This is a genomic window from Pseudomonas sp. HMSC057H01 (assembly GCF_001836405.1).
Lineage (GTDB): Bacteria > Pseudomonadota > Gammaproteobacteria > Pseudomonadales > Pseudomonadaceae > Pseudomonas > Pseudomonas aeruginosa.
The window spans coordinates 123,519-138,485 of record NZ_KV828506.1 but is presented as its reverse complement, the minus strand read 5'-3'; the positions used below and the strand labels follow the sequence as shown (position 1 = coordinate 138,485).

The window sequence follows — 14,967 nt, the reverse complement described above, 5'->3', positions numbered from 1 at the left end:
CTTTCCGGAGCGCTCCGCCGAACGTCCCCCCGGGGATCCAGGACGGGCTCCCGGACAGGCATCGGACCGGCCCCGTGAACCGGTCGCGCGCTAGCCGCGCCAGTCCTGACCTGAGGAAGAATAGGAGAGACACCATGGCTTTCGAATTGCCGCCGCTGCCTTACGAAAAGAACGCCCTTGAGCCGCACATTTCCGCAGAAACCCTGGAATACCACCACGACAAGCACCACAACACCTACGTGGTGAACCTGAACAACCTGATCCCGGGTACCGAGTTCGAAGGCAAGAGCCTCGAAGAGATCGTCAAGAGCTCCTCCGGCGGCATCTTCAACAACGCCGCCCAGGTGTGGAACCACACCTTCTACTGGAACTGCCTGAGCCCGAACGGCGGTGGCCAGCCCACCGGCGCCCTGGCCGACGCCATCAACGCCGCCTTCGGCTCCTTCGACAAGTTCAAGGAAGAGTTCACCAAGACTTCCGTCGGCACCTTCGGTTCCGGCTGGGGCTGGCTGGTGAAGAAGGCCGACGGCTCCCTGGCCCTGGCCAGCACCATCGGTGCCGGCAACCCGCTGACCAGCGGCGACACCCCGCTGCTGACCTGCGACGTCTGGGAACACGCCTACTACATCGACTACCGCAACCTGCGTCCGAAGTACGTCGAGGCGTTCTGGAACCTGGTCAACTGGGACTTCGTAGCGAAGAATTTCGCTGCCTGAGTCTGATCAGAACCACGAAAAAGCCCGGCATTCGCCGGGCTTTTTCGTTTTAATCTGCGGTCCAGGAGCCATCGTCTACCCTCAGGAACTGGTAGACCTTCGCTCGTGATAGCCTCTTGAGGTAAACAAGCTCTTCCTACCGGCTTGTCTTTCGCCCTGGCGACGAACAAGGAAGGCCCCTTGAAACTGGACTCCCGACACAGCCTCTCGCTCAAGCTGCTGCGTGTCGTGCTACTGGCGGCGCTGGCCGTTGGCGTAGTGCTCAGTTGCGCGCAGATCGTCTTCGACGCCTACAAGGCCAAGCAGGCGGTGAGCAGCGACGCCCAACGCATCCTCGCGATGGTCCGCGACCCTTCCACCCAGGCGGTCTACAGCCTCGACCGGGAAATGGCGATGCAGGTCCTCGAAGGCCTGTTCCAGCACGAGGCGGTGCGCCAGGCGAGCATCGGCCATCCCGGCGAGCCGATGCTGGCGGAGAAATCCAGGCCGCTGCTGGACCTGCCGACGCGCTGGCTGACCGACCCGATCCTCGGCCAGGAACGCACCTTCAGCATTCGACTGATCGGCCGCCCGCCCTATAGCGAATACTACGGCGACCTGAAGATCACCCTGGACACCGCGCCCTACGGCGAGAACTTCGTCACCACTTCGGAAATCATCTTCATCTCCGGCATTCTCCGCGCCCTGGCCATGGGCCTGGTGCTGTTCCTGGTCTACCACTGGATGCTGACCAAACCGCTGTCGAAGATCATCGAGCACCTGGTCAGCATCAATCCCGACCGCCCCAGCCAGCACCAGTTGCCGCTGCTCAAGGGGCACGAACGCAACGAGCTGGGGCTCTGGGTGACCACCGCCAACCAGTTGCTCGCCTCGATCGAAAGCAACAGCCACCTGCGCCGCGAGGCCGAAGACAACCTGCTGCGCATTTCCCAGTACGACTTCCTCACCGGCCTGCCGAACCGCCAGTTGCTGCAACAGCAACTCGACCAGATCCTCGACGGCGCCGGCCGCCAGCAGCGCCGGGTAGCAGTGCTGTGCCTGGGCCTCGACGATTTCAAGGGGATCAACGAGCAGTACACCTACCAGCTCGGCGACCAGTTGCTGATCGCCCTCGCCGACCGCCTGCGCGGGCACAGCGCGCGGCTCGGTTCGCTGGCGCGCCTGGGCGGCGACCAGTTCGCCCTGGTCCAGGCCGACATCGAGCAACCCTACGAGGCGGCCGAACTGGCGCAGAGCATCCTCGACGGCCTGGAAGCGCCGTTCGAGATCGACCAGCACGAGGTGCGCCTGCGCGCCACCATCGGTATCACCCTGTTCCCCGAGGACGGCGAGACCACGGAGAAACTGCTGCAGAAGGCCGAGCAGACCATGACCCTGGCCAAGACCCGCTCGCGCAACCGCTACCAGTTCTACATCGCCAGCGTGGACAGCGAGATGCGTCGCCGCCGGGAACTGGAAAAGGACCTGCGCGACGCCCTGCAGCGCCACGAGCTGCACCTCGTCTACCAGCCGCAGGTGGACTACCGCGACCACCGCGTGGTCGGCGTCGAGGCACTGCTGCGCTGGCAACATCCGTTGCACGGCTTCGTCCCGCCGGACCTGTTCATCCCGCTGGCGGAACAGAACGGCAGCATCTTCAGCATCGGCGAGTGGGTGCTCGACCAGGCCTGCCGGCAATTGCGCGAATGGCACGACCAGGGCTTCGACGACCTGCGCATGGCGGTCAATCTTTCCACCGTGCAGCTCCACCACAACGCCCTGCCACGGGTGGTCAGCAACCTGCTGCAGGTCTACCGCCTGCCGGCGCGCAGCCTGGAGCTGGAAGTCACCGAGACCGGCCTGATGGAGGACATCTCCACTGCCGCCCAGCACCTCCTCAGCCTGCGCCGCGCCGGCGCGCTGATCGCCATCGACGATTTCGGCACCGGCTATTCCTCGCTGAGCTACCTGAAGAGCCTGCCGCTGGACAAGATCAAGATCGACAAGAGTTTCGTCCAGGACCTGCTGCAGGACGAGGACGACGCGACCATCGTTCGCGCCATCATCCAGCTCGGCAAGAGCCTGGGCATGCAGGTGATCGCCGAGGGCGTGGAAACCGCCGAGCAGGAGGCGTACATCATCGCCGAAGGTTGCAACGAAGGTCAGGGCTACCTGTACAGCAAGCCGCTGCCGGCCAGGGAACTGACCCAGTACCTCAAGCAGGCGCGACGCCTGAGCCAGGCCACCAGCAGCGAACGGCCCTGATCAGAACAGGCGGCTGAACAGCCAGCCCGCCAATAGCGCGCTGCCCAGGCAGAGCAACGCGGCCCCCGCCGCCTGGCGGCGCAGTCGCACGGCGAGATCGTCCTCGCCCTGGCTGGAGAGAATGAAGGGATGCGCCTCCCCCGGCTTGCCGAGCCGGTGGCGGGTCGGCGCGGCGCTGCTTGCCCGATGCCGATCCTCGGCCTCCAGCCGTGCCGCCAGGCGCACCCGGTTCCATTCGCGCTCGTCCAACTCGCCGTTGCCGTCGCTGTCGAAGCGCGCCAGCAGCCCGTGGAAATCGCCCTTCCATTCACGGATCACCGCACCCTGCGCCCGTTCGGCATCGAGTCCCTGGCGACCGCCACCGCTGCTGCGGAATTCGCCCAGCGCATAGAGCGGCTCGCCGGCATGCAGGCGCTCCTCGGTGTAGCGGTAAAGCCGCTCTCCGCCGACCAGGGTGCCGAAGCTCTCCAGCAGTCGCAGGGTATCGATCGGTGCTTCGCGAAAAGCCTCCCAGCGCTGCTGGGTCAAGGGTCGCACCTCGGCGCCGCGTGGGTCGACCAGGCAGGCATCGGTGGCATCGCGCAAGCCGAATGGCGACTCGCTGGCACCTTTGTCGACGGTGCGCCAGGCCTTCTCGCGGCCACTGCGCTTTTCCTCGACTTCGATGCGGTAGCGCCACCACAGGCACGGCTTGCCGGTCAAGGGAGCCTGCAGCGGGCCTTCCGGGCCCTCCTCGAGCACCCCGTAGAGTTCGACGAAACCCTGCGCCGCCGAACGGATCCGCGAGGTCGGTACGTCGCCGAGCAGGCGCGCCCGGGCAAGGCGGTGCACGAACTGCCAGCCGGCCCAGGCGCAGAGCCCCAGGCTGGCGGCGATGAACAGCCAGCGCAGGTCGAAGTCCATCTCAGCCGAACAGGGCCTTGAGATCGACGTCGGCCTTCTCCGCCTCGCTGAACTGCAACAGCTCGGCGGCCTTGAAGCCAGCGACACGGGCGATCAGCAGGTCGGGAAATTGCTCGATGCGCACGTTGTTCAGGTTCACCGCCTCGTTGTACAGCTCGCGGCGATCGGCGATCCCGTTCTCCAGGCCGCTGATGCGCTGGGAAAGGAACTGGAAACTTTCGTTGGCCTTGAGCTGCGGGTAGTTCTCAGCCAGCGCGAAGAGCTGCCCCAGGCCGGCGCGCAGGCCGCTCTCGGCCTTGCCAAGGGCATTCACGTCGGCGCGCTCGCGGGCGCTGGCGACGGCGTTGCGGGCGGCGATGACCCGCTCCAGGGTGGCGCGCTCGTGCTGCATGTATTGCTTGCAGGCCTCGACCAGCTTCGGCAGCTCGTCATGGCGCTGCTTGAGGAGCACGTCGATGTTGGCCCAGGCCTTGCCCACGGCGTGCTTCAGCCGTACCAGGCCGTTGTAGAGCACCACCGCGTAGCCGGCGAGCAGCAGCAGGACAACCCAGAAAGCGATAGCGGTCAGACTCATGGACGGAGCTCCGGACGAAGATACTGGCATTCTAGCTGCGCCCGACATGTCCAGGCACGACGGCGATCACGCTGCGCCCTTTTCAAAAATGCAAATCTTTCGCATTATGTGGCGGTTTTTTAACGCCCTCGCGGGTGTTTCCGACAAGCGCACGCCGCTTCGGCACGCCACCAATAAAGCAAAGGAATCCGCCATGACTCGTATGCCCCTGGCCACCGCCAGTCTGCTGGCCCTCGCCATCTCCCTCGCCGGCTGCGGCGACGACAAGAAAGCCGAAGCGCCCGCAACACCGGCGGCCAGTACGCAGCCCGCCGCGCCCGCCGCCGCCCCGGCCACCAAGGTCGACGAGGCCGCCGCCAAGGCGGTGATCAAGAACTACGCGGACCTCGCCGAAGCCACCTTCGCCGATGCCCTGAGCACCGCCAAGGACCTGCAGAAAGCCATCGACGCGTTCCTCGCCAAGCCTGACGCGGAGACCCTGAAAGCCGCCAAGGAAGCCTGGTTCGCCGCTCGTACCCCCTACTCCCAGAGCGAAGCCTTCCGCTTCGGCAACGCGATCATCGACGACTGGGAAGGACAGGTTAACGCCTGGCCGCTGGACGAAGGCCTGATCGACTATGTCGCCAAGGACTACCAGCACGCCCTGGGCAACCCCGGCGCCACCGCCAACATCGTCGCCAACACCGAGATCCAGGTCGGCGAAGACAAGATCGACGTCAAGGAAATCACCGGCGAGAAACTGGCCAGCCTGAACGAGTTGGGCGGTTCCGAAGCCAACGTCGCCACCGGCTACCACGCCATCGAGTTCCTCCTCTGGGGCCAGGACCTGAACGGCACCGGTCCGGGCGCCGGCAACCGTCCCGCCACCGACTATGCCCAGGGCAAGGACTGCACCGGCGGCCATTGCGACCGTCGCGCCGCCTACCTGAAGGCCGTCACCGACCTGCTGGTCAGCGACCTCGAATACATGGCCGGACAGTGGAAAGCCGGCGTCGCCGACAACTACCGCGCCAAGCTGGAGGCCGAACCGGTGGATACCGGCCTGCGCAAGATGTTCTTCGGCATGGGCAGCCTGTCCCTCGGCGAACTGGCCGGCGAGCGCATGAAGGTCGCGCTGGAGGCCAACTCCACCGAAGACGAGCACGACTGCTTCAGCGACGACACCCACCACACCCTGTTCTTCAACGGCAAGAGCATCCGCAACATCTACCTCGGCGAGTACAAGCGCATCGACGGCAGCGTGGTCAAGGGCCCGAGCCTGGCCGACCTGGTCGCCAAGGCCGACGCCGCCGCCAACGACACCCTGAAGGCCGACCTGGCCGACACCGAGGCCAAGCTGCAGGCCATCGTCGACAGCGCCGAGAAGGATGGCGTGCACTTCGACCAGATGATCGCTCCGGACAACAAGGACGGCCAGCAGAAGATCCGCGACGCCATCGCCGCCCTGGTCAAGCAGACCGGCGCCATCGAGCAGGCCGCGGGCAAGCTGGGTATCCAGGACCTGAAGCCGGACAACGCCGACCACGAGTTCTGATTCCTTCCTGCGCCAACAGCGTGCGGCCCATGGCCGCACGCTGCGTTTCAGGGCCTCGAAAGCGGACTTCGCGGGCCTTTACAAACGCAAATCCCTCTTATTTTGATTAGCTCCAACTGGTAAGCTTGCGGGCTGTTTCTACGCAGTCCGGGATGTTCGCCGATGTCGTTGCCGTCACCTTCCATGCCGCTCGCCTGTCTCCTGACGGCGCTCCTTCTGGGCGGATGCGGCGCCGACGACGAACCGCTGCGCGCCGAGCCCGGTGAACACCTGTCCGGGGGCGCGACCACGGTGCTGCAAAGCGACCGCAACGCCTTCTCCCTGCCCTCCGCCAACCTCGCCCCGAGCCGGCGCCTGGACTTCAGCGTGGGCAACAGTTTCTTCCGCAACCCCTGGGTCATCGCCCCTTCCTCCACCACCGCGCGCGACGGTCTGGGACCGCTGTTCAATACCAACGCCTGCCAGAACTGCCATGTGAAGGACGGCCGCGGCCACCCGCCGGGAGCGGACGCGGTCAGCGCGGTGTCGATGCTGGTACGCCTGTCGATCCCGGCCGGCCCTGCGGACGGCAAGACCCTGTTGCACCAGGGGGTGATTCCCGAGCCGACCTACGGCGGCCAGTTGCAGGACGTCGGCATTCCCGGCGTCGCCCCGGAAGGCAAGGTGCGGATGGACTACGAGCCGCTGAAGGTGAGGTTCGAGGACGGCACCGAGGTCGAACTGCGCAAGCCGATCCTGCGGATCAGCCAGCTCGGCTATGGGCCGATGCATCCGCAGACGATGTTTTCCGCCCGCGTCGCCCCGCCGATGATCGGGCTCGGCCTGCTCGAGGCGATTCCCGATGAGGCGATCCTGGCCAATGCCGATCCGGACGACCGCAACGGCGACGGTATCCGCGGGCGCGCCAACCAGGTCTGGGATGCCGCGCGGCAGCGCACCGCGCTCGGCCGCTTCGGCTGGAAGGCCGGCCAGCCGGATATCCCGCAGCAGAACGCGCACGCCTTCGCCAACGACATGGGCCTGACCAGCAGCCTGCTGCCCCACGACGACTGCAGCGCCGCCCAGGTCGAGTGCCGCCGGGCGCCCGACGGCGGCGAGCCGGAAGTCAGCGACAACATCTTCGCCCAGGTGCTGTTCTACAGCCGCAACCTGGCGGTCCCGGCGCGGCGCAAGGTGGACGACCCGCAGGTGCTGGCCGGCAAGCGCCTGTTCGCCCAGGCCAACTGCGTGGCCTGCCACGTTCCCGCCTTCACTACCGGTTCCGACGCCAGCGAGCCGGAGCTGGCCAACCAACGGATTCGTCCCTATTCCGACCTGTTGCTGCATGACATGGGCGACGGCTTGGCGGACAATCGCCCGGAATTTCTCGCCAGCGGGCGGGACTGGCGAACCCCGCCGCTATGGGGCATCGGCCTGACCGAAACGGTCAACGGTCACACCCAGTTCCTCCACGACGGGCGCGCCCGCAATCTGCTGGAGGCGATCCTCTGGCACGGCGGCGAAGCCGAAGCGGCCAAGCGGCACGTGCTCGGCTTCGACGCCGACCAGCGCAGCGCCCTGCTGGCCTTCCTGAATTCACTCTGAGGAGCCCACATGTTCCGCCCACGACTGCTCTTGACCAGCCTCGCCATCGCCCTCGGCGCCTGTTCGCCGCAAGACCCGCAGGCCGTCACCAGTGCCGCCCTGGCGCAACAGGTGATCCTGCCGACCTACAGCCGCTGGGTGGAGGCCGACCAGGCCCTGGCCAGCAGCGCCCTGGCCTACTGCCAGGGCAAGGAAGACCTGGCCAAGGCCCGCGACGCGTTCCACGCCGCGCAGAAGGCCTGGGCCGAGCTGCAACCGCTGCTGATCGGCCCGCTGGCCGAGGGCAACCGCGCCTGGCAGGTGCAGTTCTGGCCGGACAAGAAGGATCTGGTCGGGCGCCAGGTCGAACAGTTGCTGAAGAACAACCCGCAGGTCGACGCCGCGGCCCTGGCCAAGGCCAGCGTGGTGGTGCAGGGGCTCTCCGCCTACGAATACATCCTCTTCGACAGCAAGATCGACCTCGCTGACGCCGCCACCAAGGCCCGCTATTGCCCGTTGCTGGAAGCCATCGGCACCCACCAGCAGCAACTGGCCCAGGACATCCTGGCGCGCTGGAAGAACGACGGCGGCATGCTCACCCAGATGAGCAAGTTCCCCAACGACCGCTACGCCGACGCCCACGAGGCGATCGCCGAGCTGCTGCGGGTCCAGGTCACCGCCCTGGACATGCTGAAGAAGAAACTCGGTACTCCGCTGGGCCGGCAGAGCAAGGGCATTCCCCAGCCCTACCAGGCCGAGGCCTGGCGCAGCAACGCCTCGCTGGCCAGCCTGGACGCCAGCCTGAGCGGCGCCCAGGCGCTCTGGGAAGGTATCGACGGCAAGGGCCTGAAGACCCTGCTGCCGGCCGAACAGAAGGCCCTGGCCGGCAAGATCGACGCCGCCTACGTCGACAGCCACGCGAAGCTGGCGGCGCTGGAACAGAAACCGCTCTCCGAACTGCTCGCCAGCGAAGACGGGCGCAACCAGCTCAACGCCCTCTATGACAGCCTGAACGTGGTCCACCGCCTGCACGAAGGCGACCTGGCCCGCGCCCTCGGCGTGCAACTGGGCTTCAACGCCAACGATGGCGACTGAGGTTGGCACCATGCTGCGACGTCATGTGATCGGCCTGGGCAGCCTGCTGCTCGGCGCCTTGTCCTTCGGCGGCTGGAGCTTCAACCGCCAGGGTAGCCAACCGCTGGTGCTGTCGGCGCGCGACGACGCCGATGGCCAGCATTACGCGGTGGGCTACCGCCTGGACGGCAAGTGCCAGTTCGCCACCCGCGTGGCCCAGCGCTGCCACGACATCGTCCAGCACCCGAGCCTGCCGCTGGCGCTGTTCGTCGCCCGCCGGCCAGGCACCGAAAGCTACCTGATCGACCTGAACGACGGTCGCCTGCTGCAGACCCTGGTCTCGCAGAAAGACCGCCACTTCTACGGCCACGGCGTGTTCCACCAGAGCGGCGAGTGGCTCTACGCCACCGAGAACGACACTACCGATCCCGGTCGCGGCGTGCTCGGCGTCTACCGTTTCGACGGCGAGCGACTGCAGCACAGCGGCGAGATCTCCACCCACGGCCTCGGGCCGCACCAGGTTTCCTGGATGCCCGACGGCGAGACCCTGGTAGTGGCCAACGGCGGCATTCGCACCGAGGCGGAAAGCCGGGTCGAGATGAACCTCGACGCCATGGAGCCCAGCCTGGTGCTGATGCGCCGCGACGGCAATCTGCTGTCCAAGGAAACCCTGGCGCAGCAGATGAACAGCGTCCGCCACCTGGCGATCGGTCGCGACGGCACCATCGTCGCCGGCCAGCAGTTCATGGGCGATGCCCACGAACATGCCGACCTGCTGGCGATCAAGCGCCCCGGCCGTCCCTTCGAAGCCTTCCCGGTGGCCGAGGAGCAGCGCCTGGCGATGGCCCAGTACACCGCCAGCGTGGCGATCCACGACGACCTGCGCCTGGTGGCCCTGACCGCCCCGCGCGGCAACCGTTTCTTCATCTGGGACCTGGACAGCGGTGCCGTACGCCTCGACGCGCCGTTGCCGGACTGCGCCGGCGTGGGCGCGGTGAAGAACGGCTTCGTCGTCACATCCGGACAGGGCCGTTGCCGCTTCTACGACTGCCAGGGCGAGCGCATCGCCGCGCAACCGCTGGAGCTGCCTGCCGGCCTCTGGGACAACCACCTGCACCTGGCCTGAGAGCGCGGCATCAACCTCTCGCCATACCGGTCCGCGAAAGTCGGAAGCGACCTGCAACACGCTTGAAATCTTTCGCCAATCCTGTGCTTTGACAAGCCTTGAAAGCTGCACGTAATGTGTCGGATTCGCCCCGAAACGGGGCGCTCTCGGCATACCAGGGACCAGGATTATGTTGCTCCGCCGCATGTTGATCATGCTCGCCGCGGTGATCGCCGTGGTGGCGATTCTCGCCGGCTACAAGGTCTACTCCATCCGTCAGCAGATCGCCCTTTTCAGCGCACCGAAACCGCCGATCAGCGTGACCGCCAGCCTGGCCGAAAAGCGTCCCTGGCAGAGCCGCCTGCCAGCCATCGGCAGCCTCAAGGCATTCCAGGGCGTGACCCTCACCGCCGAAGTCTCCGGCACGGTACGCGACGTACTGTTCCTTTCCGGCGACCAGGTGAAGCTGGACCAACCGCTGATCCAGCTGGAAAGCGACGTCGAGGAAGCCACCCTGCGCACTGCCGAGGCCGATCTCGGCCTGGCCAGGGCCGAGTACCAGCGCGGCCGCGAACTGATCGGCAGCAAGGCCATCTCGAAAAGCGAATTCGACCGTCTCGCCGCGCAGTGGGCCAAGACCAGCGCCACCGTCGCCGAGCTGAAGGCGGCGCTGGCGAAGAAGCGCGTGCTCGCGCCCTTCGCCGGGACCATCGGCATCCGCCAGGTGGACGTCGGCGACTACGTCTCGCCCGGGACGCCGATCGCCACCTTGCAGGACCTTTCCACCCTGCTCCTGGATTTCCACCTGCCCGAGCAGGACTTCCCCCTGCTCAGCCGCGGCCAGTTGGTGAAGGTCCGGGTCGCCGCCTACCCCGGCCAGGTGTTCGACGCCGAGATCGCCGCCATCAACCCCAAGGTCGACAACGAGACCCGCAACCTGCAGGTCCGCGCCGCCCTGGAGAACCCGGACGGCAAGCTGCTGCCGGGCATGTTCGCCAACCTCGAGGTGATGTTGCCTGGCGAGGAACAACGCGTCGTGGTGCCGGAGACGGCGATCACCTTCACCCTCTACGGCGACTCGATCTACGTCGTCGGGCAGAAGAAGGACGAGCAGGGCCAGGTGTCGAAGGATGACAAGGGCCAGCCGCAACGGGTCGTCGAGCGCCGCTTCGTCAGGATCGGCGAACGCCGCGAAGGCCTGGCGGTGGTGCTCGAAGGCCTGGAGGGCGGCGAGCAGGTAGTGACTTCCGGGCAACTGAAGCTCGACAACGGCGCCGCGGTGGCCATCGTCGCCGAGCGGGACCTCCAGCAAGAGCACTGAGTCGCGCGCCTTCCCGCTCCAAGGCGGAAGGCTTGCCAAGGGACTGAAACATGGCTTTTACCGATCCGTTCATCCGTCGTCCGGTCCTGGCGAGCGTGGTCAGCCTGCTGATCGTCCTGCTCGGCATGCAGGCCTTCAGCAAGCTGGTGATCCGCGAGTATCCGCAAATGGAGAACGCGCTGATCACGGTGACCACGCTCTACGCCGGAGCCAACGCGGAGACCATCCAGGGCTACATCACCCAGCCGCTGCAGCAGAGCCTGGCCAGCGCCGAAGGCATCGACTACATGACCTCGGTGAGCCGGCAGAACTATTCGACCATCTCCATCTACGCGCGGATCGGCGCCAATACCGATCGCCTGGTCACCGAGCTGCTGGCCAAGTCCAACGAAGTGAAGAGCCAACTGCCGCCGGACGCCGAGGACCCGGTGCTGCAGAAGGAGGCCGCGGATGCCTCGGCGCTGATGTACATCAGCTTCTACAGCGAGCAGATGAACAACCCGCAGATCACCGACTACCTGTCGCGGGTGATCCAGCCCAAGCTGGCGACCCTGCCCGGTATCGCCGAGGCGGAGATCCTCGGCAACCAGGTGTTCGCCATGCGCCTGTGGCTGGACCCGGTGAAGATGGCCGCGTTCGGCGTCACCGCCGGCGAGATCAACCAGGCGGTGCAGCAGTACAACTTCCTCGCCGCCGCCGGCGAGGTGAAGGGCCAGTTGGTGGTCACCAGCGTCAATGCTTCCACCGACCTCAAGTCGCCCCAGGCCTTCGCCGCCATCCCGGTGAAGACCGACGGCGACCGCCGGGTGCTGATGGGCGATGTCGCACGGGTCGAACTGGGCGCCGCCAGCTACGACGCGATCAGTTCGTTCAATGGGATTCCCTCGGTCTACATCGGCATCAAGGGCACGCCCAGCGCCAACCCGCTGGACGTGATCAAGGAAGTGCGGGCGAAGATGCCCGAACTGGAAGAGCAATTGCCGCCCAACCTCAAGGTGTCCATCGCCTACGACGCCACGCGCTTCATCCAGGCCTCCATCGACGAAGTGGTGAAGACCCTCGGCGAGGCGGTGCTGATCGTCATCGTGGTGGTGTTCCTGTTCCTCGGCGCGTTCCGTTCGGTACTGATCCCGGTGGTGACCATTCCGCTGTCGATGATCGGCGTGTTGTTCTTCATGCAGGCCATGGGCTACTCGATCAACCTGCTGACCCTGCTGGCGATGGTCCTGGCCATCGGCCTGGTGGTGGACGACGCGATCGTGGTGGTGGAAAACATCCACCGCCACATCGAGGAGGGCAAGCCGCCCTTCGAGGCCGCCCTGGAGGGCGCGCGGGAGATCGCCGTGCCGGTGGTCAGCATGACCATCACCCTCGCCGCGGTCTACGCGCCGATCGGCTTTCTCACCGGCCTCACCGGCGCCCTGTTCAAGGAATTCGCCTTCACCCTGGCCGGCGCGGTGATCATTTCCGGGATCGTCGCCCTGACCCTGTCGCCGATGATGTGCTCGCGCCTGTTGCGCCACGAGGAGAATCCCTCGGGCCTGGCGCATCGCCTCGACCTGATCTTCGAGGGCCTGAAGCGACGCTACCAGCGCGCCCTCCACGGCACCCTGGACACCCGTCCGGTGGTCCTGGTGTTCGCCGTGCTGGTACTGGCGCTGATCCCGGTACTGCTGATGTTCACCAAGAAGGAGCTGGCGCCGGAAGAGGACCAGGGCATCGTGTTCCTCATGACCAACTCGCCGCAGACCGCCAACCTCGACTACCTGAATCGCTATACCGCCGAGTTCGAAGGCATCTTCCGCAGCTTCCCGGAGTATTACTCGGCGTTCCAGATCAACGGCTACAACGGCGTCCAGGCCGGCATCGGCGGCATGCTGCTCAAGCCCTGGGACGAACGCGAAAAGAGCCAGATGGAATTGCTCCATGCGGTGCAGGCGAAGCTCAACGAGATTCCCGGCGTGCAGATCTTCGCCTTCAACCTGCCGTCGCTACCGGGCACCGGCGAGGGCCTGCCATTCCAGTTCGTGCTCAACACCGCCAACGACTACGAGTCGCTGCTGCAAGTGGCGCAACGGGTGAAGCAGCGCGCCAGCGAGTCCGGCAAGTTCGCCTTCCTCGATCTCGACCTGGCGTTCGACAAACCCGAGCTGGTGGTCGACATCGACCGCGAGAAGGCCGCGCAGATGGGCGTCTCCATGCAGGACCTGGGGGTGGCGCTGGCCAGCCTGCTCGGCGAGGGCGAGATCAACCGCTTCACCATCGACGGGCGCAGCTACAAGGTCATCGCCCAGGTCGAACGCCCCTATCGCGACAATCCCGGCTGGCTCGGCAGCTACTACGTGAAGAGCCGCAACGGCCAACTGGTCGCCCTCTCGACCCTGATCGAGACCCACGAACGGGCACGGCCGCGGCAACTGAACCAGTTCCAGCAGCTCAACTCGGCGATCATCTCCGGCTTCCCCATCGTCAGCATGGGCGAGGCCATCGAGACGGTTCAGCAGATCGCCCGCGAGGAGGCCCCGCGCGGCTTCGCCGTCGACTACGCCGGCGCTTCCCGGCAATACGTGCAGGAAGGCAGCGCATTGCTGGTCACCTTCGGACTGGCCCTGGCGATCATCTTCCTGGTCCTCGCCGCACAGTTCGAAAGCTTCCGCGATCCGCTGGTGATCATGGTCACCGTGCCGCTGTCGATCTGCGGTGCGCTGATACCGCTGTTCCTCGGCGTGTCGAGCCTGAACATCTATACCCAGGTCGGCCTGGTGACACTGATCGGCCTGATCAGCAAACACGGCATCCTGATCGTCGAGTTCGCCAACCAGTTGCGCCACGAACAGGGGCTGGGGCGTCGCGAGGCCATCGAGCAGGCCGCCGCGATCCGCCTGCGGCCGGTACTGATGACCACCGCGGCGATGGTGCTCGGGGTGATCCCACTGATCCTCGCCACCGGCGCCGGGGCGGTCAGTCGCTTCGACATCGGCATCGTGATCGCTACCGGCATGTCGGTGGGCACCCTCTTCACCCTGTTCGTCCTGCCGTGCATCTACACCCTGGTGGCCAGGCCGGATGCCCCGCCAGGCGTGACGCAAGCGGCAAACGCACACTGATCGGAAACGGCGGACAGCGACAACAGCGCTGTCCGCCGGCGCTGTCGCTCCATCCCACAGCCCTCCGGGCGCGATCCTATGTCCGCCGGCAGCCGCCTCCAGTAGACTGCCCGCTGAAACGCAGTGGTGAGACGAGCATGGCCGAGAGCGCTTTTTCCGAACGTATCGTGCAGAACCTGCTGGATACCGACTTCTACAAGCTGACCATGATGCAGGCGGTGCTGCACAACTATCCCAACGCCGAGGTGGAGTGGGAGTTCCGCTGCCGCAACCAGGAAGACCTGCGCCTGTACCTGCCGGCCATCCGCGAACAACTGGAATACCTGGCGGGCCTGGCGATCAGCGACGAGCAACTGGCCTTCCTCGAACGGATTCCCTTCCTCGCGCCGGACTTCATCCGCTTCCTCGGGTTGTTCCGCTTCAACCCGCGCTACGTGCAGACCGGCATCGAGAACGACGAATTCTTCCTGCGCCTGAAAGGCCCCTGGCTGCACGTGATCCTCTTCGAAGTGCCGCTGCTGGCGATGATCAGCGAGGTGCGCAACCGCGCCCGCTACCCGGCCGCCACCGTCGAGCAGGCGCGCGAACGCCTGCAGGAAAAGTTCGATTGGCTGCGCCGGGAGGCCAGCGCCGAGGAACTGGCCGGCTTCAAGATGGCCGACTTCGGTACCCGCCGCCGCTTCTCCTATCGGGTCCACGAGGCGGTGGTGAGCGGTCTGAAGGAGGACTTTCCGGGCTGCTTCGTCGGCACCAGCAACGTCCACCTGGCACGCAAGCTCGACCTCAAGCCCCTCGGCACCATGGCCCACGAATGGCTGATGGCCCA

General features: G+C 66.1%; 10 protein-coding genes and 1 pseudogene. 9 read left to right on the top strand and 2 right to left on the bottom strand.

Annotated elements, in window-relative coordinates:
• Window positions 1-134 precede the first annotated feature (134 nt).
• The gene (sodB, locus tag HMPREF2581_RS21635) at window positions 135-716 is read left to right on the top strand and encodes a superoxide dismutase [Fe] (protein WP_003094005.1); all 582 of its coding nucleotides are present in this window, start codon (window positions 135-137) and stop codon (window positions 714-716) included.
• Window positions 717-896: 180 nt separating this feature from the next.
• On the top strand, window positions 897-2,960 hold the full coding sequence (gene bifA / locus HMPREF2581_RS21630) for a cyclic-di-GMP phosphodiesterase BifA (protein ID WP_003094007.1): 2,064 nt from the start codon (window positions 897-899) through the stop codon (window positions 2,958-2,960).
• Here bifA and HMPREF2581_RS21625 read toward each other — a convergent pair whose 3' ends face one another.
• Entirely contained in the window at window positions 2,961-3,863 is a 903-nt protein-coding gene (locus tag HMPREF2581_RS21625; RefSeq protein WP_003141249.1) for a GIDE domain-containing protein, read from the bottom strand.
• 1 nt (window position 3,864) lies between these two features.
• A complete protein-coding gene (locus HMPREF2581_RS21620; protein WP_003094011.1) occupies window positions 3,865-4,437 on the bottom strand; it encodes a LemA family protein in 573 nt (190 codons plus the stop codon).
• Window positions 4,438-4,630: 193 nt separating this feature from the next.
• Here HMPREF2581_RS21620 and HMPREF2581_RS21615 point away from each other — a divergent pair, with 193 nt between their 5' ends.
• The 7 genes and pseudogenes from HMPREF2581_RS21615 to HMPREF2581_RS21585 form a co-directional block, all read left to right on the top strand.
• The gene (locus HMPREF2581_RS21615) at window positions 4,631-5,971 is read left to right on the top strand and encodes an imelysin family protein (RefSeq protein WP_003141251.1); all 1,341 of its coding nucleotides are present in this window, start codon (window positions 4,631-4,633) and stop codon (window positions 5,969-5,971) included.
• A gap of 162 nt (window positions 5,972-6,133) precedes the next feature.
• A complete protein-coding gene (locus tag HMPREF2581_RS21610) occupies window positions 6,134-7,555 on the top strand; it encodes a di-heme oxidoreductase family protein (protein ID WP_003141253.1) in 1,422 nt (473 codons plus the stop codon).
• Window positions 7,556-7,564: 9 nt separating this feature from the next.
• Window positions 7,565-8,629, top strand: a complete 1,065-nt coding sequence (locus tag HMPREF2581_RS21605; protein WP_003141254.1) for an imelysin family protein — start codon at window positions 7,565-7,567, stop codon at window positions 8,627-8,629.
• Window positions 8,630-8,639: 10 nt separating this feature from the next.
• The gene (locus HMPREF2581_RS21600; protein ID WP_003141255.1) at window positions 8,640-9,734 is read left to right on the top strand and encodes a DUF1513 domain-containing protein; all 1,095 of its coding nucleotides are present in this window, start codon (window positions 8,640-8,642) and stop codon (window positions 9,732-9,734) included.
• Between the two features lie 169 nt (window positions 9,735-9,903).
• Window positions 9,904-11,034: a multidrug efflux RND transporter periplasmic adaptor subunit MexV gene (gene mexV, locus HMPREF2581_RS21595; protein WP_003102651.1), complete on the top strand. Its 1,131-nt coding sequence runs from the start codon at window positions 9,904-9,906 to the stop codon at window positions 11,032-11,034.
• Between the two features lie 50 nt (window positions 11,035-11,084).
• Window positions 11,085-14,141, top strand: coding sequence for a multidrug efflux RND transporter permease subunit MexW (mexW, locus tag HMPREF2581_RS21590; RefSeq protein WP_003141256.1), 3,057 nt, complete (start codon window positions 11,085-11,087; stop codon window positions 14,139-14,141).
• A gap of 137 nt (window positions 14,142-14,278) precedes the next feature.
• Window positions 14,279-14,967, top strand: a pseudogene (locus HMPREF2581_RS21585) (nicotinate phosphoribosyltransferase); the annotation flags it as partial.

Coding starts and splice junctions, on each gene's coding strand:
- mexV (WP_003102651.1), top strand. CDS start 9,904: ATGTTGCTCCGCCGCATGTTGATCATGCTCGCCGCGGTGATCGCCGTG.
- HMPREF2581_RS21625 (WP_003141249.1), bottom strand. CDS start 3,863: ATGGACTTCGACCTGCGCTGGCTGTTCATCGCCGCCAGCCTGGGGCTC.
- sodB (WP_003094005.1), top strand. CDS start 135: ATGGCTTTCGAATTGCCGCCGCTGCCTTACGAAAAGAACGCCCTTGAG.
- HMPREF2581_RS21615 (WP_003141251.1), top strand. CDS start 4,631: ATGACTCGTATGCCCCTGGCCACCGCCAGTCTGCTGGCCCTCGCCATC.
- HMPREF2581_RS21600 (WP_003141255.1), top strand. CDS start 8,640: ATGCTGCGACGTCATGTGATCGGCCTGGGCAGCCTGCTGCTCGGCGCC.
- mexW (WP_003141256.1), top strand. CDS start 11,085: ATGGCTTTTACCGATCCGTTCATCCGTCGTCCGGTCCTGGCGAGCGTG.
- HMPREF2581_RS21605 (WP_003141254.1), top strand. CDS start 7,565: ATGTTCCGCCCACGACTGCTCTTGACCAGCCTCGCCATCGCCCTCGGC.
- HMPREF2581_RS21610 (WP_003141253.1), top strand. CDS start 6,134: ATGTCGTTGCCGTCACCTTCCATGCCGCTCGCCTGTCTCCTGACGGCG.
- HMPREF2581_RS21620 (WP_003094011.1), bottom strand. CDS start 4,437: ATGAGTCTGACCGCTATCGCTTTCTGGGTTGTCCTGCTGCTGCTCGCC.